Below are 24,684 nucleotides of genomic sequence, written 5' to 3'. Positions count from 1 at the left end.
CGCTGACCGTCTTCGCCGACCTACTCGACCGACGAGACATCAGAGACATCAGCGGATCCTTTGGAAGAATGCCCAAACCGAACAGTGATCCAACTGCAGGGCGAACCCAGCCAGTCGTAGCGATGGCGTCCTTCGGCGATCACTACAACCGTCGGCGTTGAGTCGGAGCCGGTTGGACGGTGATCAGCATTCGCTCATAAACCTTTCCAGGATCGGGCCGACGACGGCCATAGCATGCGGGTGGCTGAGCTCGAGGTGGCGTGCGTCGACGACCTTGTTGTGAAGGTTGCCTGTCACGTACGGGTGCCATGCCTGCACGAGAGCGTCGTGGTCCATGCGGTCTTTGCCCGCGGTGAAGAAGAGCAAGTCTCCTTCGAAAACTTCTGGCCGGTGATCGGCCGCGATTTTGCCCGCTGTCTCGAAACTCTCCATCACTCGGTCCGTCTGTTCGGCGGTGAACAGCCCAGTGCCGACCACCTGGTCACGGATGACTGCCCACGCTTGGTCATGGGTGTCCACCTTCACCGCGTCACCAAGGTCGAACAGCTCCCGCCAACCGCCGAGCAGGTCCGCCATTAGCTGTCCCGGAGCGGGCTCGTCCACGGTGGTGATCGTCGAGGCGGCCGACAGATCCGCTGGGTCGACGGAGGTATCCAGCATGGCCAGCGTTCCGACGAGTTCACCACCGCGTTGGAGCTTTACCGCCATCGCATGCGCGATCTGCCCGCCCAACGACCAGCCGAGCAGGTGGTACGGTCCGCTCGGCTGTACTCGGCGAATCTCGGCTACATACCGCTCGGCCAATTCATTCACAGAGTCCGCGCGTGGTTCGCCCGCCACGACGTGCGGATCCTGCAAGCCGTATACCGGTCGATCCTTGTCCAAATGTTCGACCGCGCCGCCGTAGAACCACGCCAATCCCCCGGCGGGGTGCACACCGAATACGGCAGGCTTCGAGCCGCTGGCACGCAGCGGAAGCAGTACCTCCAGACCGGAGCCGCCCTCGGCCTCATCGACCTTGCGCGCCAGGGCCTTCGGTGTCGCATCATCGAACATCCATGGCAACGCGATCGTCACACCGCGAGCACGCAGTTCGGTGACCACCATCGTGGCCAGCAGCGAATTGCCGCCCAGGTCGAAGAAGCCATCCGATATCCCGACCCGCTGGACGCTCAAGACCTGCGCGTAAACGTCGCTGATCACTTTCTCGGTGTGGGTCCGCGGGGCGACGAACTCGTCCACCGATACATCGAAATCGGGAGCAGGCAATGCGTTTCGATCGAGTTTGCCGTTGACGGTCAACGGCAGATCGGGCAACACCATCACTGTCGAGGGCACCATGTAGCTCGTCAGTATCTGGGCAGCGACCTCCCGGACCTGGCCCGGATCGATCGGTTGGCCGTAGATGCCCACGACGTAACCGATCAACTGATCGACACCCGAGGCGTGGCGGTGCACCGCCCCGGCAGCCCGCGTCACGTGCGGGTGCTGCAGCAGCGCCGACTCCACCTCGCCCAACTCGATGCGGTAACCACGCAACTGCACCTGTGCGTCGGCCCGGCCAACGTAGTTCAACTCGAGCCCGGTGGCGGTCTTCTTCCACCGGCCGACATCGCCGGTCCGATACAACCGGCCACCCTGTGGATCGAAAGGATTGGCCACGAATCGTCCCGCCGTCAAAGCCGGGGCCCCCAGGTAGCCTCGCGATAATTGCTCACCGGCCACATAGATCTCCCCGGCGACGCCGATCGGCACCGGGCGCAGCCTGTCGTCGAGCACGTATACGCGCAACCCCGGCAGCGGCGATCCGATCCCGGCCACGTCTTTCCCACCGATCTCGGTGAACGTGACATGTACCGTCGTCTCGGTAATCCCGTACATGTTGATCAGTCGCGGCGATCCCGGCTCGTGCGCTGCAAACCATCCGGTCAAGCGGGACGCATCCAGTGCCTCGCCGCCGAATACGACGTAGCGCAAAGCGAGTTTGCCAGCGCTACAAGCGGATTCGCGATACTCGCGCTCTGCCGCAGCGAACCCGTAGAACGCCGACGGGGTCTGACTCAACACTGTCACGCCCTCTCGGGCCACAAGATCCACGAACGCCTCCGGCGATCTGGATGTGGGGTAGTCGACAACGACCAGCCTGCCACCGGACAGCAGCGCTCCCCACATTTCCCACACCGCGAAATCGAAGGCGTACGAATGGAACATCGTCCACACGTCATCCGGGCCGAAATCGAAGCGTTCGGCCGTGTTGGCGAACAACGTGACCACTTCGCGATGGCTGACCGTCACTCCCTTGGGGCGGCCGGTCGATCCTGAGGTGTAGATCACATAGGCCACGTTGTCCAGTCGCAGGTTCGGCGGCACCGGATCGCAGCCGTCCGCTGTCGCGTCCGCACTATCCTCGATGAGCACCACCGGCGCGGCGTACTGCGGCACCGCCGATGCCATCTCGACCGATGTCAACACCGCGGCCGGACGTGCGTCGTCGAGCATGAACCGCAATCGGTCCGGCGGATACGCAACATCCAGTGGCAGATACCCAGCGCCCGCTCGCACCACCGCGATCAGGCCCACGACCAACTCGATCGAGCGCGGCAACGCCACGGCCACCAGTGATTCCGGCCCGACTCCCTGCTCGATCAGCCGAGCCGCGACGTGGGTGGCCTGCCGATCCAGCTCCGCATAGGTCAACTGTGACGCACCGTCGGATACCGCGACCGCATCCGGCTGGGCCAGGACTCGGGCAGCGAACAGATCCACGAGCGTCGCGTCGGCGACCACGACGCCGTCTTCCCCTGCCGAGTCGAGCAATTCGCGGCGCTGCTTCGCATCGACGATCTCGATATCGCCGACCGCACCCGCCGGATTCGCGGTCACCTCCTCCAGAATTTGTATGTATGCGTGTGCGACCCGAGTCATCGTCTCTTCGACGAACAGATCGGTAGCGAAGGTGAGCCGACCTACCACGCCATCCGGACGGCCTCGATCATCGAGCTGCTCGACCAGCTTCATGCTCAGATCCGCCTGTGCCTGCTCGAAGCCGTTTTCCAGCGGCTCGATGCGCAGGCCCGGCAGCTCCAACGCGGCCTTGCTCAGGTTCTGGACGTCGAGGGTCACCTGATACAGCGGAAGATGCGCAGTCGACCGGGGCGGATTCATCGCTTCCACGACTTGTTCGAAGGGAACTTCCGCATGCGCGAACGCGGCCAGGTCCGTGTCACGGGTCGCGGCGAGCAATTCGGCGAACGGCTGGCTGGTCCGCACCCGTGACCGCAATACCAGCGTGTTGACGAACATACCGATCAGATCATCGAGCTCACGCTCGCCACGGCCGGCCACCGGGGTGCCGATCGCGACGTCGTCGACGCCGGCCAGCTTGGACAGCAGGACGGTCAGCGCGGCGTGCAGGACCATGAAGACTGTGGCGTTCGCGGCGCGCGCGACAGCAATGATCCGTTCGTGCAGTTGCGTGGGAAGCTCGAAATCGACGGCGCGGCCGCGCATGGACGCTACCGGTGGCCGGGGCAGGTCGGTCGGCAGTTCCAGCACCTCGGGCAACCCGTTGAGGGTGTCTTTCCAGAATCGCAACTGCCGGGACATGACCGAGTCCGGGTCGTCCGCCGAGCCGAGCACCTCCCGCTGCCACAGCGCGTAATCGGCGTACTGGACCGGAAGGGCCGGCCACATCGGTTCTGTCCCTTGCCTACTCGCCTCGTACGCCAGTGCTACATCCCGCGCGAGCGGCATCATCGACTGGCCGTCGGCGCAGATGTGGTGCACGCAGATGACCAGAACATGGTCCCGGTCATCGACCGAGAACAATTCGATACGCAACGGGGGTGCCTGGCGCACATCGAAGCCCGTCGAGACTACGGCGATCGCTCGTTCCAGCAAATGCTTTTCGTCCACCCGGACGGGAGTCGGTACGGATGCGATCTCATCCGCGGCGACCGCAACCTGATACGGCTGTCCGTTGGTCATCGGGAACTTGGTCCGCAGCGACTCGTGGCGGTCGATGACCAGTTCGCACGCGCGCCGCAGCGCATCGGTGTCGAGTTCGCCCCGCAGCCGGATCACCAGCGGGATGTTGTACGCGCCGACCGTGGTGTCGAACTGATTGAGGAACCACATCCGCTGCTGCGCCGGTGACAGCGGTACGAGCGGGGGCCGCAGTCGCGGCGTCAGTGGCATTCGGGTGTTGTGGTCGAAAGTCTGCAGGCGGGAGGCGAGTTCGGCGACCACAGGTGCCTCGAACAGGTCTCGGACCCCGATACGCACTCCGAGTGCCGTGCTCAACTGGGCAGTCACCCGTGTCGCCGACAGCGAATCGCCACCGAGGTCGAAGAAACTGTCCGTCGCCCCTACGCTGTCGACGCCCAATACGCTTGCGAACACGTGGGCGATGCGCCGCTCTGCGTCAGTGCGTGGCGCGACCCATTTCCGACCGGCCGCGAATTCCGGGCTGGGAAGCGCCGAGCGGTCGAGCTTGCCGGACGTTGTGAGTGGAATCTCGGCGAGCACCATGAACACGTCGGGCACCATGTGCGCGGGCAGTCGCAACCGCGCGGTGGCCCGAACCTCGTCCGGATCCACATCCTCGCCGACGACAAGGTAACCGGCGAGACGATCTATGCCGCGCTGGTCCTTCCGCAACAGCACGACCGCGTGTTCGACCCCGGGATGTTCGGCCAGAACAGCTTCGATCTCACCGAGTTCGATGCGCTGACCGCGGATCTTCACTTGGAAATCGCGCCGTCCGAGGTATTCCAGCGTGTGCTCCGGTGTCCAGCGGACCAGGTCGCCGGTGCGGTACATGCGCGAACCGGCCGCACCGAATGGATTCGCCACGAATGCACCGGCTGTAGCAGGGGCCCGGTTCACATATCCGCGCGCCAGCTGCACACCCGCGAGGTACAACTCTCCTACGACCCCGACCGGCACCGGCCGCAACCACGCATCCAACACGACAGCCTCGACACCACGGATCGGTCCGCCGATGGTCACCGCACCACCCGGGAGCAGCGCAGCACTGATACCCGCCAGAATCGTGGCTTCGGTCGGACCGTACCCGTTCAACAGGGTCCGGCCCGGCGCCCACGTCGCGACTGTTTCCGGTGTCACCGCCTCTCCACCGGCCATCAGTACCCGCAGCGAATCCATACCGGTCGGCGACATCGTCGCCAGCACGCTCGGTGTAATGAAAGTATGCGAAATCCGCTGTGCGCGAATCAGTTCGGCCAGCTCGTCGCCCCCGAATACCGTTGGCGGCGGCACCACGAGCATGGCACCGGCGGTGTGGGCGAGCAGCATATCGAGGACCATCGCATCGAAGCCCGGAGCAGCGGTCTGCAGCACTCGCGAACCAGTGTCCACACCGAACCGGTCCCGCTGCACGGCTGCGAAATTCGCCAGCCCCTCGTGGGTGACGGCGACGCCCTTCGGCGTTCCGGTCGAGCCGGAGGTGTAGATCACGTACGCCACATCTCGGACGTGCGGCGTACGCATGCGCTCACCGTCGGTCACGGCGGCCGCCGATCTCAGGGCGATCGACTTCGCGGTGTCCGCGTCATCGAGGACGAGCGGGCGCACCGTGTCCGGCAGCAGCTCCCGCAACGCCTCGACTGTGACCGCCACCTGCACCTCGGCATCCGCCACCATGTGCGCGACGCGCTCGACTGGATTCCGGGAATCGACGGGCACGAACGCCGCGCCCGCTTTCGTCACGGCCCACAGGCCGACCACGAATTCCACCGACCGCGGCATCATCAGCGCGACCTGAGCTCCCGGGCCAACGCCCCACGCGATCAACTGCCGCGCCACTTGGTTGGACCAGGCATCCAATTCCGCGTAGGACACGGTACGCCCGCCGAAAACAACGGCCGCCGCATCGGGACCGACCGCCACGCCCGCGGACAGCAGCTCCGCCATTACGCACGGTGCCACTGCGCTGCCACCGGAACCAGGCGCAAGCTCCCGCCGCTCGTCCGCGGACAACAGATCGATCGCACCGAGTCGCTTGGTCGGATCGGTCGTCACCGCACGCAGTACAGTTTCGAGACGGGCTGCGAGACCAGCCGCTGTCACCTCGTCGACGCGGGCCCGCTGGTAGCGGACTCGGACGTGCAACTCGTCGGTGTGGTGTGCTTGCACGGTGATCGGGTAGTGCGCGGCATCGCGGCCATCCGCCGCGACCACCCGCATACCGTCGATGTCGGCATCGCCCAGGCCACTGCTGTCGACCGGATACGACTCGAACACGACCAGAGTGTCGAACAGTTGGCTGCTGCCTGCGGCCACCATGATCTGTGAAAGTTCGAGGTAGTGGTGGTCGAGCAGGCGGGTGTTATTCGCTTGCAGTAGGCGCAGCGCGTCCTCGATCGGGAGATCCCGCCGCACATCGGCGGCGACCGGAATCGTATTGATGAACAGACCGATCGTCGACTCGACGCCCGGCAGTTCGGCCGGGCGGCCGGATACCGTGCCGCCGAAGGCCACCCGTTCGACACCGAGCAGATTGCCCAGCACCACGGCCCAGGCGAACTGCACGATCGTCGCCATCGTCACCGCTCGTTCTCGCGCGAATTTCACCAACTCTGCCGTCGCGGCACGATCGAGAACGATCGGCAGATCGATCGGGGTGTCCGCGGTCGTCGCCGTGTGTGGATCCGCAATCAATGTGGGCTCGCTGAAGTCCCGCAGCGCGTCCCGCCACACCTCGATGCTGCTGGCGCGATCGCGCAGGCTCAGCCATTCCAAGTAATCGCGGTACGAGGTCGCCGGGGGAAGCAGCTCCGACTGTGCGGCCACGGCATACAAACTGATCAATTCACGCCACAGCAGCGGCAAGGACCAGCCGTCGAGCAGAAGATGGTGCGCGGTCAACACCAGCCGGAACTCGTGCGGCCCGACGGCAACAAGCAGGAACCGCAGCAGCGGCGGGTCGGCGGGATCGAACACGACCGCCCGCTCGGCTTCGATCAGCTCATCCAACTCCCTTTTGTTGCCACAGTGATCGACGTTGAGCCAGCGCACCGTGGCGGTAGCCGGAATAACCTGCACGGGTACACCATCGGCGGTTCGTGTGAATGCGGCCCGCAGGTTGGGATGCCGCCCAAGCAAGGCTTTCGCGGCACGCTCGAGCCGATTCTCGTCGACCGCACCGGTAAGAGTGAGTACCGATTGCGCCGTGTAGACATCGAGTTGGCCCGCCGCGAATTCGGCGTGGAACAGCAAACCTTCCTGCAGCGGCGCCAGCGACCATACCTCGCTCAGCCGACCGTACCGGTCGGCGAACATATCCAGATCGCGCTGCGTGAGGTCGACCAGCGCAACATCTGCGCGCGACAGTCCCCATTCGTCGTCTGCACGAGCGATGCTGGCGATCTCGGTCACGGCGGCGACCCATCCGTCGACGAGTTCGGCCACGTCGTCGTGTTCGAGTAGCCGCGAGGCGTAGCCGACATGTGCCGACAGCTCAGGTCCCGCCGCGGTGTCCACGATGTTCACATCGATCGTGATCACCGCTGCGGCAGGCATATCCGGATCGAAGGCGGCCCGCCGATCGAACTGCTCGTCGGTCGGAACCCACGCGAGGTCCGACATCGATGTGAGGTCGACGCCGGCCCGGCCCAGATTGTTGAAACTGATCTGCGGCTGGGACGCCGACGCGAGCCGGTCGGCCGTGTCGGTGTTCATATAGCGCAGCAGGCCGTAACCGATGCCCTTGTCGGGGATTTCGCGCAGCTGGTCTTTGACGGACTTCACTGCCACGCGCAGGTCCGCACAGTCGATTCCACTGAGGTCGAGCGCGACTGGGTACGCATTGGTGAACCAGCCCACGGTGCGTGAGATATCCGCGCCCGCGGCGATCTGCTCTTCGCGGCCGTGTCCTTCCAAGAGGACTTTCATACCCGGGTGCGTGATGCCGCGGTGGCGGCGCCAACCGGCCAGCGCCACGGCCAGAGCGGCCAGCAGCGCATCATCGACGCCGCCGTGCACGGCTCGCGGCACCGTGTCCAGCAACGCCGAGGTCACTGCGGTCGGGATGGACACCGTCAGATGCCGCACCGTCGCCTGGGTGTCCACGGCGGGATCCCATTCCGCACTCCCGATTAGCGGATCGGCCGCCGCACTCATCCGCTGCCACAGCTCGAACTCGCCGCCGCGGGCAGCCGCGGCGGCGCTCAACGCGTGTGCCCACCGCCGCATAGATGTGCCCTGTGTCGGCAACTCGACCGCGCGTCCCTGGCTGATCTGCTGCCAGGCGGTGACAAAGTCGGGCAACAGAATCCGCCACGACACCCCGTCGACAGCCAGGTGATGAATCACGATAAGGGCGCGGGCATCGGCTTCGACGCCCGATGCGGGAAGCAGGCATACGACCTGCAGCATCCGGCCCTCGGCGGGATCGAGTCGGTCGGACGCCTCGGCAAGCGCCGCTTCCACCACAGCGGTGAAACCGTCGCTGCCCGGCACCTCATGCACCCCGAAGGTTCGGACGAACACCGAGCCAGCGGCATCGGCGGCGCCCACGGGAAGCACCTCCATGCATCGTTCGCGCAGCCGCGAGCGCAGCATGTCGTGCTGGTCGAGCACAGCCTGCACGGTCGCGGTCACATCACCGACTCGTGCGTCCCTCGGCAAGCGCACCAGCATCGACTGCGCGAACCGATCGGCTGGCCCGAGCCGCTCGACAAACCACGACACGATCGGCGTGAAGGGGATCTCGCCCACGCCACCGCCAGGCAGTTCCGCCAGCGTCACCCGTTCCGCAGCCGCGGCGACCTGTGCGAGCCCCCGAACGGACTTGCGCTCGAAAATATCGCGAGCCGTCACGATGACACCCGCTGTCTTCAGCCGCGATGCCAACTGGATCGACATGATGGAATCACCGCCGAGCGCGAAGAACGAGGTCGTCGCGCCCACCGACGCGATGCCGAGCACGTCCGCGAAGGCGGCGGCAATAGTGCGTTCCAGTTCGGTCGCCGCGGCGACGGCATCATCGTCATCGATCTCGAAAACGGGGTCCGGCAGCGCTTTTCGGTCCACCTTGCCAGTCGAGGCGAGCGGCATGTGGTCGAGCACGGTAATCGTCGACGGCACCATGTACGCAGGCAATACCGCGGCGAGGTGTTCGAGCACGGCGCTCGGCTCGACGACGGACGCGGGTTCGGCCACGACGTATGCGACGAGCATCGGTTGCCCACCGGATCCCTTATGGCTCACCGTGACAGCAGCAGCCACCTTCGGATGCGAAAGCAGTGCGGCGTCGATCTCGCCGAGTTCGATGCGCTGGCCACGGATCTTGACCTGGAAGTCGATGCGGCCGATGTATTCCAGCGCACCCTTCGCCGTCCAGCGCACGATGTCGCCGGTGCGATACATCCGTGATCCCAGCTCGCCGTAGGGATTGGCCACGAACGCACCCGCTGTCGCGGCAGGGCGACTCAGATAGCCCTGCGCCAATGCGGCACCGGAAAGGTACAGCTCCCCGGTCACCCCAACCGGCACCGGACGCAGCAGCGAGTCCAACACCACAGCCTCGACACCACGGATCGGACCACCAATGGTGATCACCTCGGACTGCTGCACCGGATCGCTGATCGTGGTCACGATCGTCGTCTCCGTCGGGCCGTAGATATTGTGCAATTGCCGCCCCGGCCCCCAAGCCGCGATCAGGTCCGCCGACACCATCTCACCGCCGACCGCCAGCACCCGCACCGACGCGAAGTCCGCAGGTGCCATCGTCGCCAGCACGCTGGGTGTCAGGAACGCATGCGTCACCCGATGCGCACGAACAAGTGCGGCCAGATCCGGGCCGCCGTACACCTCCGGCGGCGACACGACCAGGCAAGCGCCGGCCGCACACGCCATCAACGCTTCGAGCAGCACCGCGTCGAAGGCGGGCGCCGCCACTTGCAGCACACGCGAGGTGGCGTCCACGCGATAACGCGCACGCTGCTCGGCCGCGAATCCGGCCAATCCCGCATGCGTCACCACGACACCCTTCGGTATCCCGGTCGAACCGGACGTGTAGATCACATACGCCGCATCCTGAATCTGCAGTGCCCGCGCGCGATCCGCATCCGTGACGGCCTGGCTCGGTTGCGCGGCGATCTCGGCGGCCGAATCCAGGTCGTCGAGCACCACCCATCCGACATCTCCCGGAAGCGAGGGGTGCGCGGCCGCGACTGTGATCCCCACGGTGACACCGGAATCGTTCACCATGTGCGCAATCCGCTCCACGGGATATCGCAGATCCACAGGGACGAACGTGGCACCGGTCTTCGCTATCGCCCACATGGCGACGTGGTAGTCGACCGACCTCGGCACGGCAAGCGCCGTGAATACCCCTGGTCCGACCCCTCGGGCGAGTAGGTGCGCGGCGAGCTGGTTGGACCTGCGATCGAGCTCGAGGTAGGTGAGGGTCTCAGTATCCCCGAGCAGGGCCATCGCCGCCGGATCTGTTGCCACGGCCTCGGCCAACAGTTCAGGCAGCAGACACGGCGACGTGGTCACACCACCACGTGCCGGGACCAGCCGTTGGGCCTCCGCTGCACCGAGCAGATCGATATCGCCCACCGCGCGCCCCGGATCGACGGCGACCGCTTCGAGGACCCGGACGAACCTCTCGGCGAACGACTCCGCAGTCGATGCGACGAAAAGGTCCCTCGCATAGGTGATCTCGCCATCGATGCCAGCCGGCCGCTCACCGTCGACGCGTTCAGTCACCAGCACGGTGAGGTCGGTTTTGGCCTGCGCCAAGCCGGGGTCGAGCAGTTCGACATCGATACCGGGCAGGTCGAACCGGGCAGCGCGCATGTTCTGCAACCCGAACATCACCTGATACAGCGGCGTATACGCCGTGGACCGGGGACGGTCGAGGACATCGACCAGTCGTTCGTAGGGCACATCGGCGTGCGCGAGGGCCTCGAGGTCCACATCGCGCACCTGGGCCAGAAGTTCCCGGAACGACAGGTTCTCGCGGATACGCGTGCGCAACACCACGGTGTTGACGAACATGCCGACCAGATCGTCCAGCACCTGGTTGCCTCGACCGGCGACCGGGGTGCCGACCGTAATGTCCTCGCTGTGCGCGGTGCGCGCCAACAGGATCGCCAATGCCGTGTGCAGCAAGACGAACACGGTGACGCCCTCACGGTGTGCCAGCCGCACGATGTCATCGTGCAGCCGCGCCGACATCGCGAAGCGGACGATGCCACCGGCCATCGACATGGTGGCGGGCCGTGGCCGATCGGTCGGCAGGTCGAGCAGTTCCGGGGCGTCACCGAGAACCTCGATCCAGTAGGCGATCTGGCGCGCTATCAGCGACGCCGGATCGTCCTCGGTGCCGAGTATCTCGCGCTGCCATATCGCGTAGTCGGCGTACTGGACTTCCAGTGGTTCCCATTGCGGCGCTTCGTGATTCACACGCGCTTGGTAGGCAGCGAAGACATCACGGGCCAGCGGGGCCATAGATGAGCCGTCGGCGGCGATGTGATGGACCACGACCACGATCACATGCTCGTCGGTGCCGGTGCGATACAGCCTGGCCCGTACGGGCGCCGATTCCGCGACATCGAAACCCGTCCCAACGGCATGCCGAATCCGGTCGGCCAGCTCCGCCTCGTCGGCGACCGACTCCGGCTCCAACACCAGGCCCCTGGCCACAGCCGCAATGTCCTGCACGACCTGGCACGGTTCGCCGTCGACAGCGGGGTACAGCGTGCGCAGGGGCTCGTGCCGTGATACCACATCGAGTAATGCCGCCCGCAATGCATCGACATTCAGCTGGCCTGTCAACCGCGCCGCGAAACAGATGTTGTATGCCGCCGAAGCGGTGTCGAACTGGTTGAGGAACCACATCCGCCGTTGCGCCGCCGCCAACGGGACCACCGCCGGGCGTGGCCGGGCTGCAAGCGGAACCACCGTGGAACCAGTTCGCTCGCTGAGACATTGGGCCAATCCGGCGATCGTCGGCTCCTCGAAGACATCGCGGATGCCGACATCGACACCGAGCGCCGCGGCGGCTCGCGCCGCGATGCGGGCAGCGGTAAGCGAGTTGACCCCGATCTCGAAAACGTTCGCCGTCACGCTCACTCGGTCGATATCCGTAAGCGCGGCAACGATTTCCGCGAGGGCCGCTTCGTATTCGGTGCGGGGCGGCACGAATTCCTCGCCATCGTCGAACACCGGCTGCGGCAGGGCAGCTCGATCGAGCTTGCCGTTCGGTGTCAGCGGCATCGCATCGAGCACCTGTACAGCGGCCGGAACCAGGTACGAAGGAAGTGAGCGGTTGAGCTGGTCGCGAATCGCGCGCCCATCGGTCACCGCACCGGATACGAGCGTCACGTATCCGACGATGTGTTCGGCCGTGGCGACAGCGACGGCGCGTGCGACATCCGGCAGCGCGGACAGCGCCGCTTCGATATCACCTGGTTCCACCCGCTGACCACGGACCTTGACCTGAAAATCACTGCGGCCCAGGTAATCCAGCTCGCCAGCTTTCGTCCACCTGGCGAGGTCACCGGTCCGATAGAGCCGCTCACCTGCAGCACCGAACAGGTTCGCTACGAATACACTGCAGGTGAGGTCGGTGCGAGCGTGATAACCGCGCGCCAGCTGGATACCGGAGATGTACAGGTCGCCGACCACACCCACCGGCACCGGCCGCAGCCGCGAGTCCAAGACGTAGACCCGCATGCCCGATACCGGCGTACCGATCGGGACCATCGCACGGGTCGTCACACCCGGCAAGCAGCGTGCAGCCGTGACGACTTCCGCCTCGGCCGGGCCGTACCAGTTCACCACCTCGGCATTCGCGAACACGCGCGCCGCGGCGTCGACAGTGCGCTGCGCCAGCGCCTCACCGGCGACGAGTACTCGCCGGATCGATGGCAGCTCCGTGACAGCGGTGGTTTCGAGGAGAACGTCGAGCATCGAGGGTACGAAATGCACGGTAGTGACCCGGTGTCGCGCGATGACACCGGCAAGGTACGCCGGGTCGCGGTGCCCGTCGTGTTCGGCGACCACGATCTGCGCACCGGTCTGTAACGGCCAGAACAACTCCCATACCGCGATGTCGAACGTGATCGGTGTCTTGTACAGGATCATGTCGGAGGCGTCGTGCGGCCACTGCTGCTGTGCCCATGCCAACTGGCTCACGGTCGCGGCATGGGTCAGCGCGACGCCCTTGGGAACACCAGTGGAGCCGGAGGTGAACAGGACGTAGGCCACATTGGCTGGCCGCAGCGGCGCGCGGCGCTCCGAATCGGTGATCGGGGCATCGGGAAGACCGGCCACGTCCACTCGATCGATCCGCGCGGTCGCGAATCCATCCGGAAGTTCCTCGCCGTCGGCGGATGTGGTGAGCACCATCAGCGGCCGCGCCGCGTTCAGCACATCAGCGATTCGCGCGCTTGGATGATCCGGATCTATCGGAAGGAAAGCGGCGCCCGCCTTCACCACCGCATACAGCGCTGTGATTTGCTCGATCGATCGCCGGATGCACACCGCCACAACACTTTCCGGGCCGGCACCGTGCGCGATGAGCCATCGGGCGACACGGTTGACGCGGGTATCGAAATCCCGGTAGGTCAACACGGTGCCGTCGGGGACGCGGATAGCCGGAGCGTCCGGAGTGCGAATGGCCTGCTGGTCGAAGGCGTCAACCAGGGTCCGGCCTGCCGCGGCGGGAGCCGCGGTGTCGTTCCATCGCTCCAGCACCAGGTGCCGCTCGGCGGCATCGAGCAGCTCTATCGCGCCGACCGCCGCCTCGGCATCGATCGCGGCCGCGTCGAGTACCCGCACGAATTGTTCGGCGAAACGCCGCACGGAGTCCGCGTCGAAAAGGTCCGTGGCATAGGTCAGGCGCAGCGTCATGCCGGTCGGCTCGTTCTGGGCGCCGTGCCCCTCGGTCATCATCAGCAGCAGGTCGTAGATCGCGGCCCTATCGCCCGGATCCACGTTCTCGACGGTGAGGCCCGGAAGTTCGACACGCGCCTGCACCATATTCTGGTAGGCGAGCATGACCTGGAACAACGGTGTATGGGCTGTCGACCGCGCGGGATTGACTGCCTCGACCAACTGCTCGAATGGGACGGCGGCATGGTCGAATGCCTCGATATCTGTGCGCCGCACCTGGTTCAGCAGGCTCGAGAACGATTGATCCACCGTGACCCGGGTGCGCATCACCAATGTGTTGACGAACATCCCGACAAGGTTGTCGAGTGATCGGTGACCGCGGCCCGCATATGGCACACCGATGGCGATGTCGTCGCTGCCCGAAAGCCTCGACAGCAATACTGCCAGCGCCGTGTGCACGACCATGAACGTCGTCGCCTCGGCTCGCCGCGCCAGCGCCTCCAATCGGCCCTGCAGCTCACCGGGGATCGTGACATGCTCGACCGCACCACGCTGTGTCTGCACAATCGGCCGCGGCCGATCGGTCGGCAATTCGATCACATCGGGGATGCCCGCGAGTTGAGTCTGCCAATAGCCGATGTCGCGGGCCACATACGAGTCCGGGTCGTCCGCCGAGCCGAGCACCTCCCGCTGCCAGAGGGCGTAATCGGCGAACTGTACGGCCAGCGGAGCCCAGTCCGGCGGGTTGCCACTGGACCGCGCACGGTAAGCCGTCACGATATCGGCAGCCAACGGCGCTACCGAAAAGCCGTCGCAACTGATGTGGTGGATGGCTAACGCAACCACCCATGACTGGTCGGACAGCTGATACAACGCAATACGCAGTGGCGCGCCCTTCGACACGTCGAATCCGGCACCCGAGAACTCGGCCAACCGGTCCGACAGCGCGCGCTCACCGACCGGCTGCGGCGTGAGATCCCAGGTCCCGACAACGTCGGCCGCGTCGAGCACAACCTGCGTTGGCGTGCCATCAACAGCCGGATACACCGTGCGCAGGCTCTCATGCCGCACGATCACATCACCGACGGCCGCCGTGAGGGCAGCTATGTCGAGCACACCGTCGAGTCGGATCGCCAGCGGCACAACGTATCCGGGTGAATCCGGATCGAACTGGTTGAGGAACCACATCCTTGCCTGTGCCTGCGACAGTGGGACACGGTCCGGACGCGGCTTCGGAGTCGGCTCGGGCAGGTTCGGCAACTCACGCAGCCGCGAGATACGTTCGGCGAGGTCGGCAACGGTGGGCGCCTCGAATATCACCCGCACCGGTACCGCCACGCCGACGACATCGCCTATCCGGCTCAGCGCGCGCGTCGCGATGAGCGAATTTCCGCCCACGTCGAAGAAGTTGTCGTCCGCGCCGATCTCCGGGCGATCGAGCAGCTCGGCGAAGATCCCGGCGACCGCCTGCTCGACGAGTCCCTGCGGCGCGCGATACCCGGCTTCCTGGTTTCTCGGATCCGGCACCGGCAACGCTCGGTAGTCGACCTTGCCGTTGGCCGTGAGCGGGATCGCGTCGATCCGGATCAGCGAGGTTGGCACCATATACGCCGGCAGCCGTTCGAGCAGAAAGCTGCGGACCCGCTTGATATCCAACGCCTCTGTGGCCACCACGTAGGCCACCAAGCGCTGCTCGCCGCGATCGGTGCGCACCTGGACGACGGTTGCGTTCACCTGCTCGTGGGCGACCAGCGCGGCTTCGATATCACCGAGTTCGATCCGCAGACCGCGCATCTTGACCTGGGTGTCGGCGCGGCCGACATAGCGCAGGCTGCCATCCGCGTCCCAGCGGACCAGGTCGCCGGTGCGGTACAGCCGAGAACCACTCGCACCGGAGCAGGGGTCGGCGACGAACGTCGCTGCCGTGAGACCAGGACATTCGTGGTAACCGCGAGCCAGCTGGATCCCACCCAGGTAAAGCTCACCGGTAACCCCGACCGGAACTGGACGCAGCCGCGAATCCAGAACGCGCACAACCACATTCGCCTCGGGAACGCCAATCGGCACTGCGACGCCGTCGAGTGCGTCGATGCGGTGGTAGGTGACGCTGACCGCGGCCTCCGTCGGCCCGTACAGGTTGTCGATGCGCGCCGGGCTGAGATCCCGGAAGCGGCGAACGGTGTCGGCCGGCAGCGCCTCGCCGATGCACAGTACCCGCCGCAGGTCTGGGAACTCGTGCCCAGCAGCCTGCTCGAGGAATGCGGAGAGCAGTGACGGCACGAAATCCATAGTCGTGACTCGATAGTCGCCCATCAGTCGGGCCACGGCGTCCGGGTCGAGGTGCGCGTCGGGACCCGCGACAACCAACGCCGCGCCACAGGTCAATGCGGAAAACAGCTCCCAAACCGACAAGTCGAAGGTGAACGGCGTGCGCAACAGCATCACGTCGTCGCCGCCGAGCCCATACTGATCCCGCAGCCACCGCAGTTGATTCACCACCGCGGCATGCGTTACCGCCACACCCTTCGGCACGCCCGTCGAACCCGAGGTGTAAATGACATAGGCCAGATCGTCCGGACGCAAAGCACGGGTCCGGTCGGCGTCGGTCACCTTCGACGTATCCACGTGCTCGATACCGAACTGCTCTAACGTCCACACCGGCACGTCATCGGGCAAATTCGCCTCGTCGACCGGCCGAGTGAGGACAGCATTCGGCATCGCGTCGGTGAGGACCGCGCGCACCCGGTCGACTGGGTGATCCGGATCCAGAGGCAGATAGGCCGCGCCCGCCGCATGGATCGCGTACAGCGTGGTCAGCAGATCAACGGAGCGACGCATCGCGACGGCAACAACGGTTCCCGGGCCAACGCCCCGTCCGATCAGCGCGCGTGCCAGCGAATTCACCCTCGCCGCGAATTGTCGGTAACTGAGTCGGCCGCCTCCCTCTGCATCAACCACCGCGGTGCTGTCCGGGGTCGCCGTCGCCTGCGTGGTGAACAGGTGCGCGATCGTCGCGGACGACGGAGGCGTCGTGTCACCGGTCGACCGCGCGGTCAGCTCGCGCACCTCTCTTGCGGTCAGTAGATCGATATCACCGACAACGCGGGCGGGATCGACGACGATTGCCTGCAGCAGGTGCAGGTAACGGTCGAAGATCGAGGAGATCGTCGCCTCATCGAACAGGTCTGTCGCATAACCGAATTCGACTGCCATATCGTCCGGTTCACCGTCCGGCCCCAGCGCGTCGACGAGATTCAGATGCAGGTCGTACTTGGCTACGCTCGGATCAACCATTCGGGCCGAAACCGTCAGGCCCTCGAACCCCACCGTCGGGATCTCGATGTTCTGGAACGAGAATCCGACTTGGGTCAACGGCGCATGTGCTGTCGTGCGCGGCGGATTCAGCACCTCGACGAGCCGCTCGAACGGGATGTCGGAGTTCTCGAAGGCGGCCAGATCGGTGGCCCGGACTTGATCGAGTACCTGCAGGAAGGACGCGGCAGGCTCGATGCGTGTCCGCAATACCAGCGTATTGACGAACATTCCGACCAGAGCATCGAGTCCAGGCTCGCCGCGGCCGGCGATCGGTGTGCCGACCGCGATGTCACCGGTTCCCGACAGCCGCGCCAGCAGCGCGGCGTAAGCCGCGTGCATCACCATGAAGACCGTCGCGTCGTGGCGGCGGGCCAGCGCGATTACCTCACGATGCAGATCTGCGGGCACCATCATCGACACCGTCGCACCACGGAACGACTGTTTCGCCGGACGCGCGCGATCGGTAGGCAGGTCGAGCACCTCGGGCAAATCGGCGAGAGCCGCACGCCAGTAGTCGATTTGGGCGACGGTCTGGCTGTGCGGGTCGCTCTCGGTGCCGAGCAATTTTCGTTGCCACAGAGCGTAGTCCGCGTATTGCACAGGTAACGGCGCCCACTGCGGTACCTGTTGCCGGATGCGGGCTTTGTATGCGGCCATCAGATCTGCGGCAAGCGGCGCGAGCGATGACCCGTCGAAGCTGATGTGATGGACGACGAGCACCAGGGTGTGGTCGTCAGGTGCGCTGCGCAGCAAGGTGGTCCGGAACGGAACCTCGGCTGTGATATCGAACCCGGCGCTCACCTCCGCGGCAATGCTCGCCTCGACCTCGCTCGCCGCGACCGGCAACGGCGCCAGCCTGGGCAGTGCCGTCTCCACCGACACGACCACCTGGTGGGGTCCGCTGTCGCTGTCCGGGTAGACGGTTCGCAGGGATTCATGCCGGTCGAGCACATCCGCGATTGCCGCGTGCATGGCGGCCACGTCGAGGTCTCCCGACATGTGGACGACCATCGGAATGTTGTACAGCGCAGAGCTCGTGTCGAACTGATTGAGGAACCACATGCGCGCCTGCGCGGGCGACAGCGGGATTCGGACCGGGCGCTCCTGCGGCGCAAGGGGTTCCCGTCTCGCCGCGTCGCTGGTCCGGAGATTCTCCGCTAAAGCGGCGATGGTCGGCGCATCGAAGATCGCGCGCAACGAAACATCGACACCGAACGCAGCGCTCAGTTGTGCCGCTACCCGTGTAGCCGACAACGAGTTTCCGCCCAGATCGAAGAAACTGTCGAAGACGCCCACGCGCTCGATCCCCAGCACCGCGGCACACACGTCGGCGACGATCTGCTCGGCAGCATCGCGAGGTGCAACGAATTCGATTGTGGTGGCGGCGAATACCGGCTCGGGCAATGCCGCACGGTCGATCTTGCCCACCGACGACAGCGGCAGCGTGTCCAGCACCATCACCACATCCGGGACCATGTGCGACGGCAGGCGTTGGGCAGCGTAGCCCAGCAGCTCCGCGGTATCGACGGTGTCGATCGGCACGACGTAGGCAGCCAGTCTCGACCCGCCGTCGGTCGCGACGCCCACCGTCACCGCTACCGCCACGTCGGGGTGCGCGGCGAGGACGGCCTCGATTTCGCCGAGCTCGATGCGCTGGCCCCGGATCTTGACCTGGAAGTCGGTGCGACCGAGGTATTCCAGAGTTTCCTGCGGTGTCCAGCGGACCAGGTCGCCGGTCCGGTACATACGGGTACCGGGGGGACCGTACGGATTGGCCAAGAAGGTGGTGGCCGTAGCGACCGGCCGGTTGAGATATCCGCGGGCCAGCTGCGCTCCGGACACATAGAGCTGTCCCGTCACGCCGACCGGCACCGGCTGCAGGTCGGCATCCAGTACCACGGCCTCGACACCACGAATCGGGCCACCGATGGTGACGCGGTCTCCGACACACAACCGGTCGCTGATCGCGACCATGATCGTGGTTTCGGTCGGCCCATACCCATTGAACAACTGCCGACCAGGTGCCCATACCGCGACCGTCTCCGCCGACACCGCCTCCCCACCGGCCACCAGCACCCGCAGCGAATCCAAACCGGCCGGCGACATCGTCGCCAGCACGCTCGGCGTCACGAATGCGTGAGACACCCGCTGCGCCCGAATCAATTCCGCCAAGTCCTGCCCTGCGAAGACTTCCGGCGGCGACACCACCAACGCCGCGCCGTTCGCATGAGCCATCAGCAACTCCAGAACAACCGCGTCGAAACCCGGTGCCGCCAATTGCAACACCCGCGAGGAACTGTCGACCCAGTAACGCTCCCGCTGCTCGGCTGCGAAATTCGCCAATCCCTCGTGGGTGACTGCGACACCCTTCGGCGTCCCCGTCGAACCCGAGGTGTACAGCACATACGCCGTGTCCGAGATATGGCAGGACCGCACCCGATCTGCATCGGTCACCGCCGCCGAGGACTGCGAGGCGATGCAGACCGTGGTGTCTGGATCGTCGAGCACCAACTGCCGGACAGAATCCGGAAGCAGGTCTCGGGCGGCCTCGACGGTGATCCCCACCCGGACATCGGCATCGGCCACCATGAGCGCGACCCGATCGGCCGGATTTCTCGGATCAACCGGCACGAACGCCGCGCCCGCCTTGGTCACCGCCCATATCCCCACCACGAACTCCACCGACCGCGCCATCGCCAACGCGACCTGATCCCCCGGGCCTACCCCCGACCCGATCAACTGCCGCGCAAGACGGTTCGACCAGGCATCCAACTCCCCATACGACACCGTGCGCTCGCCGAAAACCACTGCCGCCGCGCCCAGGTCCCGTACCGACAACACCTCCGCCAACACCCTCGGTGCCTCGGCATGGCCACCCGACGCGGGCACCAACCCTGCTCGCTCGCCCCTCGACAGCACATTCACACCACCCAACCGGGCCTGCGGGTTGGACACGACCGCATCAAGTACCCGATTCAGCCGCGCGGCCAGCTCCTCGACCGTCGCCCGATCGAACAGATCCGTGGCGAAATTGATCCGCAGTGCGACATCGCCTCCCGCGGCGGTGTTTTCGGCGACGGTGACGATGATGTCCACCTTGGCCGGCTGCGGCCCAGGATCCAGGACCTCGACTGCGAGGTCGGATAACTCCAGACGCGGGCGGTCCATGTTCTCGAACGCGAGATATACCTGACACAGCGGGGCATGCGCGGTCGACCGCATGGGATCGATTTCATCCACTACGCGTTCGTAGGGCAGGTCGCTATTGGCAAAGGCATCGACATCGATCTCTTTGACCTGCGCCAGAAACGCGGTGAACGATTCGCCGGAACGTACCTGGGTGCGCAGCGGCACCGTGTTCACGAACATGCCGATGAGCGGTTCCAACGCCCGCTCGCCGCGGCCCGCGACGGGCGTCCCGATGGTGATGTCCTGCGAGCCCGAGAGCCGGGCCAGCACAACCGCCAGGGCGGCATGGACGACCATGAAAGTAGTGACGTTGGCTGTGCGAGCCAACCGCTCGATCCCGGCGACGGTTTCGGCCGGTATCACGGTGTCGGCGACGTCGCCGCGCATGGACTGGTGAGCAGGGCGCGGACGGTCGGTGGGCAGCTCCAGCAACGGCGGCATCCCCGCCAACTGCGCTGCCCAGAAACGCAACTGACGTGCCGCCAAAGACTCCGGATCGTTCTCGTCACCGAGCAAGCGGCGGTGCCAGATGCTGTAGTCGGCATATTGCACCGTCAGGGGCTGCCAGTCCGGCGTCTTTCCTTCCGACCTCGCTTCATAGGCCGTCACGACATCGGCCGCGAGCGGTCGAAGCGACGATCCGTCGCAGCAGATATGGTGCAAGACGATAACCAGCACATGCCGATGCCGGTCCGCGGACGTGAGAAGCGTGACCTGGATCGGGGGACTCGTACGCACGTCGGACCCGGTCGACGCCAAGTCACGGAGCCGATGCGCGATGTCGGCGGAGTCGATCGGTTCCGGCGACAGATCGAGACCCGCGACAACGTGCTCGACCGGCAGAACGAGCTGTGTCCCTTCTCCATTCACGACTGGATAGACGGTGCGCAGGGATTCGTGCCGATCGATCACATCCGTCAGGGCCGCGTGCAGCGCAGCGACGTCGAGACGGCCGCTCAGCTGAACCACCACTGGAATGTTGTAGGCCGCCGAGGCGGGATCGACCTGATTGATCAGCCACATTCGGTTCTGCGCCGGCGACAACGGAATCGGCTCGACGCGTGGCTGCGCGCGCAACGCGAGCCGGCCGGGGCGGTGCTCGGCGTCGACGTGCGCGGCGAGTTCGATGACGGTCGGTTTGCCGAACAAATCCCGGACCGACACATCGGATCGGGTCAGCTCGGCGATCCGTACGGCAGCGCTGGTCGCGGTGAGCGAATTGCCACCCAGTTCGAAGAAACTGTCCCGCGCGCCTACCCGCTCCAAACCCAGCACCTCGGCGAAGACATCCGCGATCGTCTCCTCCATAACGGTGCTCGGCGCAACGTAGGCCGCGGCCGAATCGAAGACCGGCTCAGGCAGCGCCCGATAGTCGACCTTGCCGTTGACGGTCAGCGGCAACTCGGACAACTCCACCACGGCGGCTGGGACCATGTATTCCGGCAGCATCGCCGCGACATGCGCGCGCAGGGCGTCGGCCCCAGCGGCAATTTCGCCGGTGAGCACGACATAGGCGACGAGCCGGGCCGCCTCCGTGCCGGGCAGATGCACGATGACGACTGCCGCTGAGACCGCGCTGTGGGTCAGCAGTGCGTTACGGATCTCGTCGAGCTCGATGCGGAACCCGCGCAGCTGCACTTGCCGATCGCCACGGCCGCGGTATTCCAGCTCACCCTTGTGATTCCATCGTGCGATATCGCCGCTGCGATAGAGCCGCTCGCCCGGCTCGCCGAACGGGTTGGCCACGAACCGTCCGGCAGTAAGTGAAGGCCGGTTGAGATAGCCCCGAGCGAGTTGCGTTCCGGCGACGTAAATCTCACCCCAGGCTCCCAGCGGCGCCGGGCGCAATCGTTCGTCCAGTACATATGTGCGCAGCCCCGGCAGCGCCGGGCCGATCGTGCTCGGCGCCCCCGGCATCGCGATCTGCGGTGTCAGGCCGAGGTAGGTGACGAAGACCGTGGTTTCGGTGATGCCGTAGCTGTTGGCCAGCACAGGAAGCTTCGGGTTGTGCCCGTACCAGTCCGCCAGCCCCGCCGGGTCGAGACGTTCGCCCGAGAGAATGACCAGTCGCACCGAAAGCTCACCGTCGGGCTCACCGGCGTCCGCGTAACGCTGCCGCGCCACGGCGAATTGATGGAACGCGGATGGCGTCTGGTTGAAGATGGTCACCTTCTCGAGCGCCACCAAGCGCACGACATCGTCCGGTGAGCGTGTGGTGAGGCTGTCCACGATGACCACTCGGCCACCACTGCCCAATGCGCCGAAGATCTCCCACACCGAGTAGTCGAACGCGAACGAATGGAACAATGTCCACACATCTTCAGTCCGGACGCCGATCTCAGCGCACGCGTTCACCAGGTACGTCGCGACGGCGCGATGGGTGATCGCCACGCCTTTGGGCCGGCCTGTCGATCCGGAGGTATAGATGACGTATGCGACGTTGTCGGGGCACAGTTGGCTTGGCCGATCGGCGTCCGTGATCGGTGCCGCTGACTGGTCGCCGACCCCGCCGTCGAACAGCACCACCCGTCCGGGATTTCTCGGCACGTATTCGCGCATACTGCGAGTCGTAACGACGGCGATCGGATCGGCGTCGTTCAGCACATATTCGAGCCGGTCAGCCGGATGCGCGGCGTCCAACGGCAAGTACCCCGCGCCCGACTTCAGGACGGCCAGCGTGACGACGATGAGATCGGCGTCCCGTGGCATCGCGATGGCTACCAGTGATTCCGGCCCGGCCCCGAGAGCGATGAGCGTGCGGGCGAACCGGTTGGATCGCTCGTCCAGCTCGCGATAGGTCAGGGCGGTCTCCCCCGAAGTGACGGCCACTGCCGATGGTGTGGCGGCGGCCTGCCGCGTCAGCAAATCTACGAGCGTCGCTGTGCCTGTTGCGCCGTCACGCCCGGCGAGCTGCCCAACGATGCGCGCCTCTTCGGCGGCGTCCACAATCGGGATCTCGACCAAAGAGGTTGCGATGGGCGAATCCATCAATCGCTGCAAGAAAGCGACGAACCGACCTGCGTGCGCATCGAGTTCATCCTGGCTGTACAAATTCGCATTGCCGTGAAGTTCGATCAGCAGTGGAGCGTCGGCTCCGGAACGGTACAGATTCAGCTGCAGATCATCCAGCGCACCCGACGTCAGTGCCCGATAGCGGCCGAGGGCCGACCCGAGGCGAATCTCCGAGTCGAAGAAGAGGATATTGACAATCGGACCGAACGAGTTCGCCGACGCGTCCAACGCATTCGAATCGCGACGCAGATCTTCGAACCTATAAAGCTGATGCCGCATCGCGGAGACGAGCTCAGATACGGACGCGTGGATTATTTGCTCCACAGTGGTCGTCGCGTCCATAGTGAACCGAATCGGCACCATGTTCGCCAACATCGCGGCAGCATTGCGCAGGCGCTTCGTCACACGAGCGCTTACTGGCATCGACAACACCACATCGTCGGTACCGGTCATCCGGGCGAGGAACGCAGCGAAGGCTGCGATGACCACTTGCGCGGGCGATGCGTGCAGGTTGTCGCAGAAACGGTCGAGCATGTCGGCCAATCGCGACGGAAGCTGCAGGCTCGCAACATTATCGACCTTGCTCCACCGGGCTGTGCGACCGGACAGACTTGTCGGCGTCGGCAGATCGGCAACCTTGTCGAGCCAGTATGCCTTGTCGGTGTCGAACCGCGAGCTAGCTCGATAGGCGCGCTCCGCCTGAATGATGTCGCGCAATCCGGCCGCCTTCAGCGGTACAACCGGCCGGCCTTCGAGCAAGGCGTTGTAGTGCTCGGCTATCCGGGTCACGACGTTGAACGCGGCGTAGCCATCAACGACGAGGTGATGGGCACGCGCGTACCACAGGTACCGATCTTCAGCGAGCTGGATCAGCCGCATCGCGGTGAGCCGGTCACGGCTCAAATCGACAGCCTTGGTGTTGTAGTCGCGCCGCATCCATTCCATTGCCGCTGCGAACGGATCGTCCTCGCCGCTGAGGTCGAGCACGGACTCGTCGTATGTAATGCTGCGGTCGACGAATTGATATGGGACGCCGTTCGATTCAACTACCCGAACACCAAGCGATTCGGTTTCCTGACCGGCGTCGTTCACCGCCTTGGTGAATGCGTCGACGTCGATCGGCCCCTCGATCTCGATGTAGTGTGCGATGTTCACCGCCGGCCTGCCCGAGAGGTTGTCCGCGAGCCACATGCCGTATTGCGCCCGCGATAGCGGAATCAGATCAAGCTGAGGATCAGCAGTTTCGGCTGACTCCAAATCCAGCTGAGGGTCAGCAGTTTCGGCTGACTTCAGATCCAT

Annotated in this window: 1 protein-coding gene; it reads right to left on the bottom strand. The window is 65.4% G+C overall.

The window, feature by feature from the left end; genetic code table 11:
• Positions 1–183: 183 nt before the first annotated feature.
• Positions 184–24,684, bottom strand: coding sequence for a non-ribosomal peptide synthase/polyketide synthase (locus ACIBI6_RS00155; RefSeq protein WP_396954846.1), 24,501 nt, complete (start codon positions 24,682–24,684; stop codon positions 184–186).

The organism is Nocardia sp. NPDC050412 (genome assembly GCF_044458825.1).
Classification (GTDB): domain Bacteria; phylum Actinomycetota; class Actinomycetes; order Mycobacteriales; family Mycobacteriaceae; genus Nocardia.
Note: the sequence above shows the minus strand (reverse complement) of the source record. Positions and strands in the feature narration are given on the sequence as shown.

Bases quoted from the DNA above. Each gene is read 5' to 3' on its own strand.
- ACIBI6_RS00155 (WP_396954846.1), bottom strand. From the start codon at position 24,684: ATGGATCTGAAGTCAGCCGAAACTGCTGACCCTCAGCTGGATTTGGAG.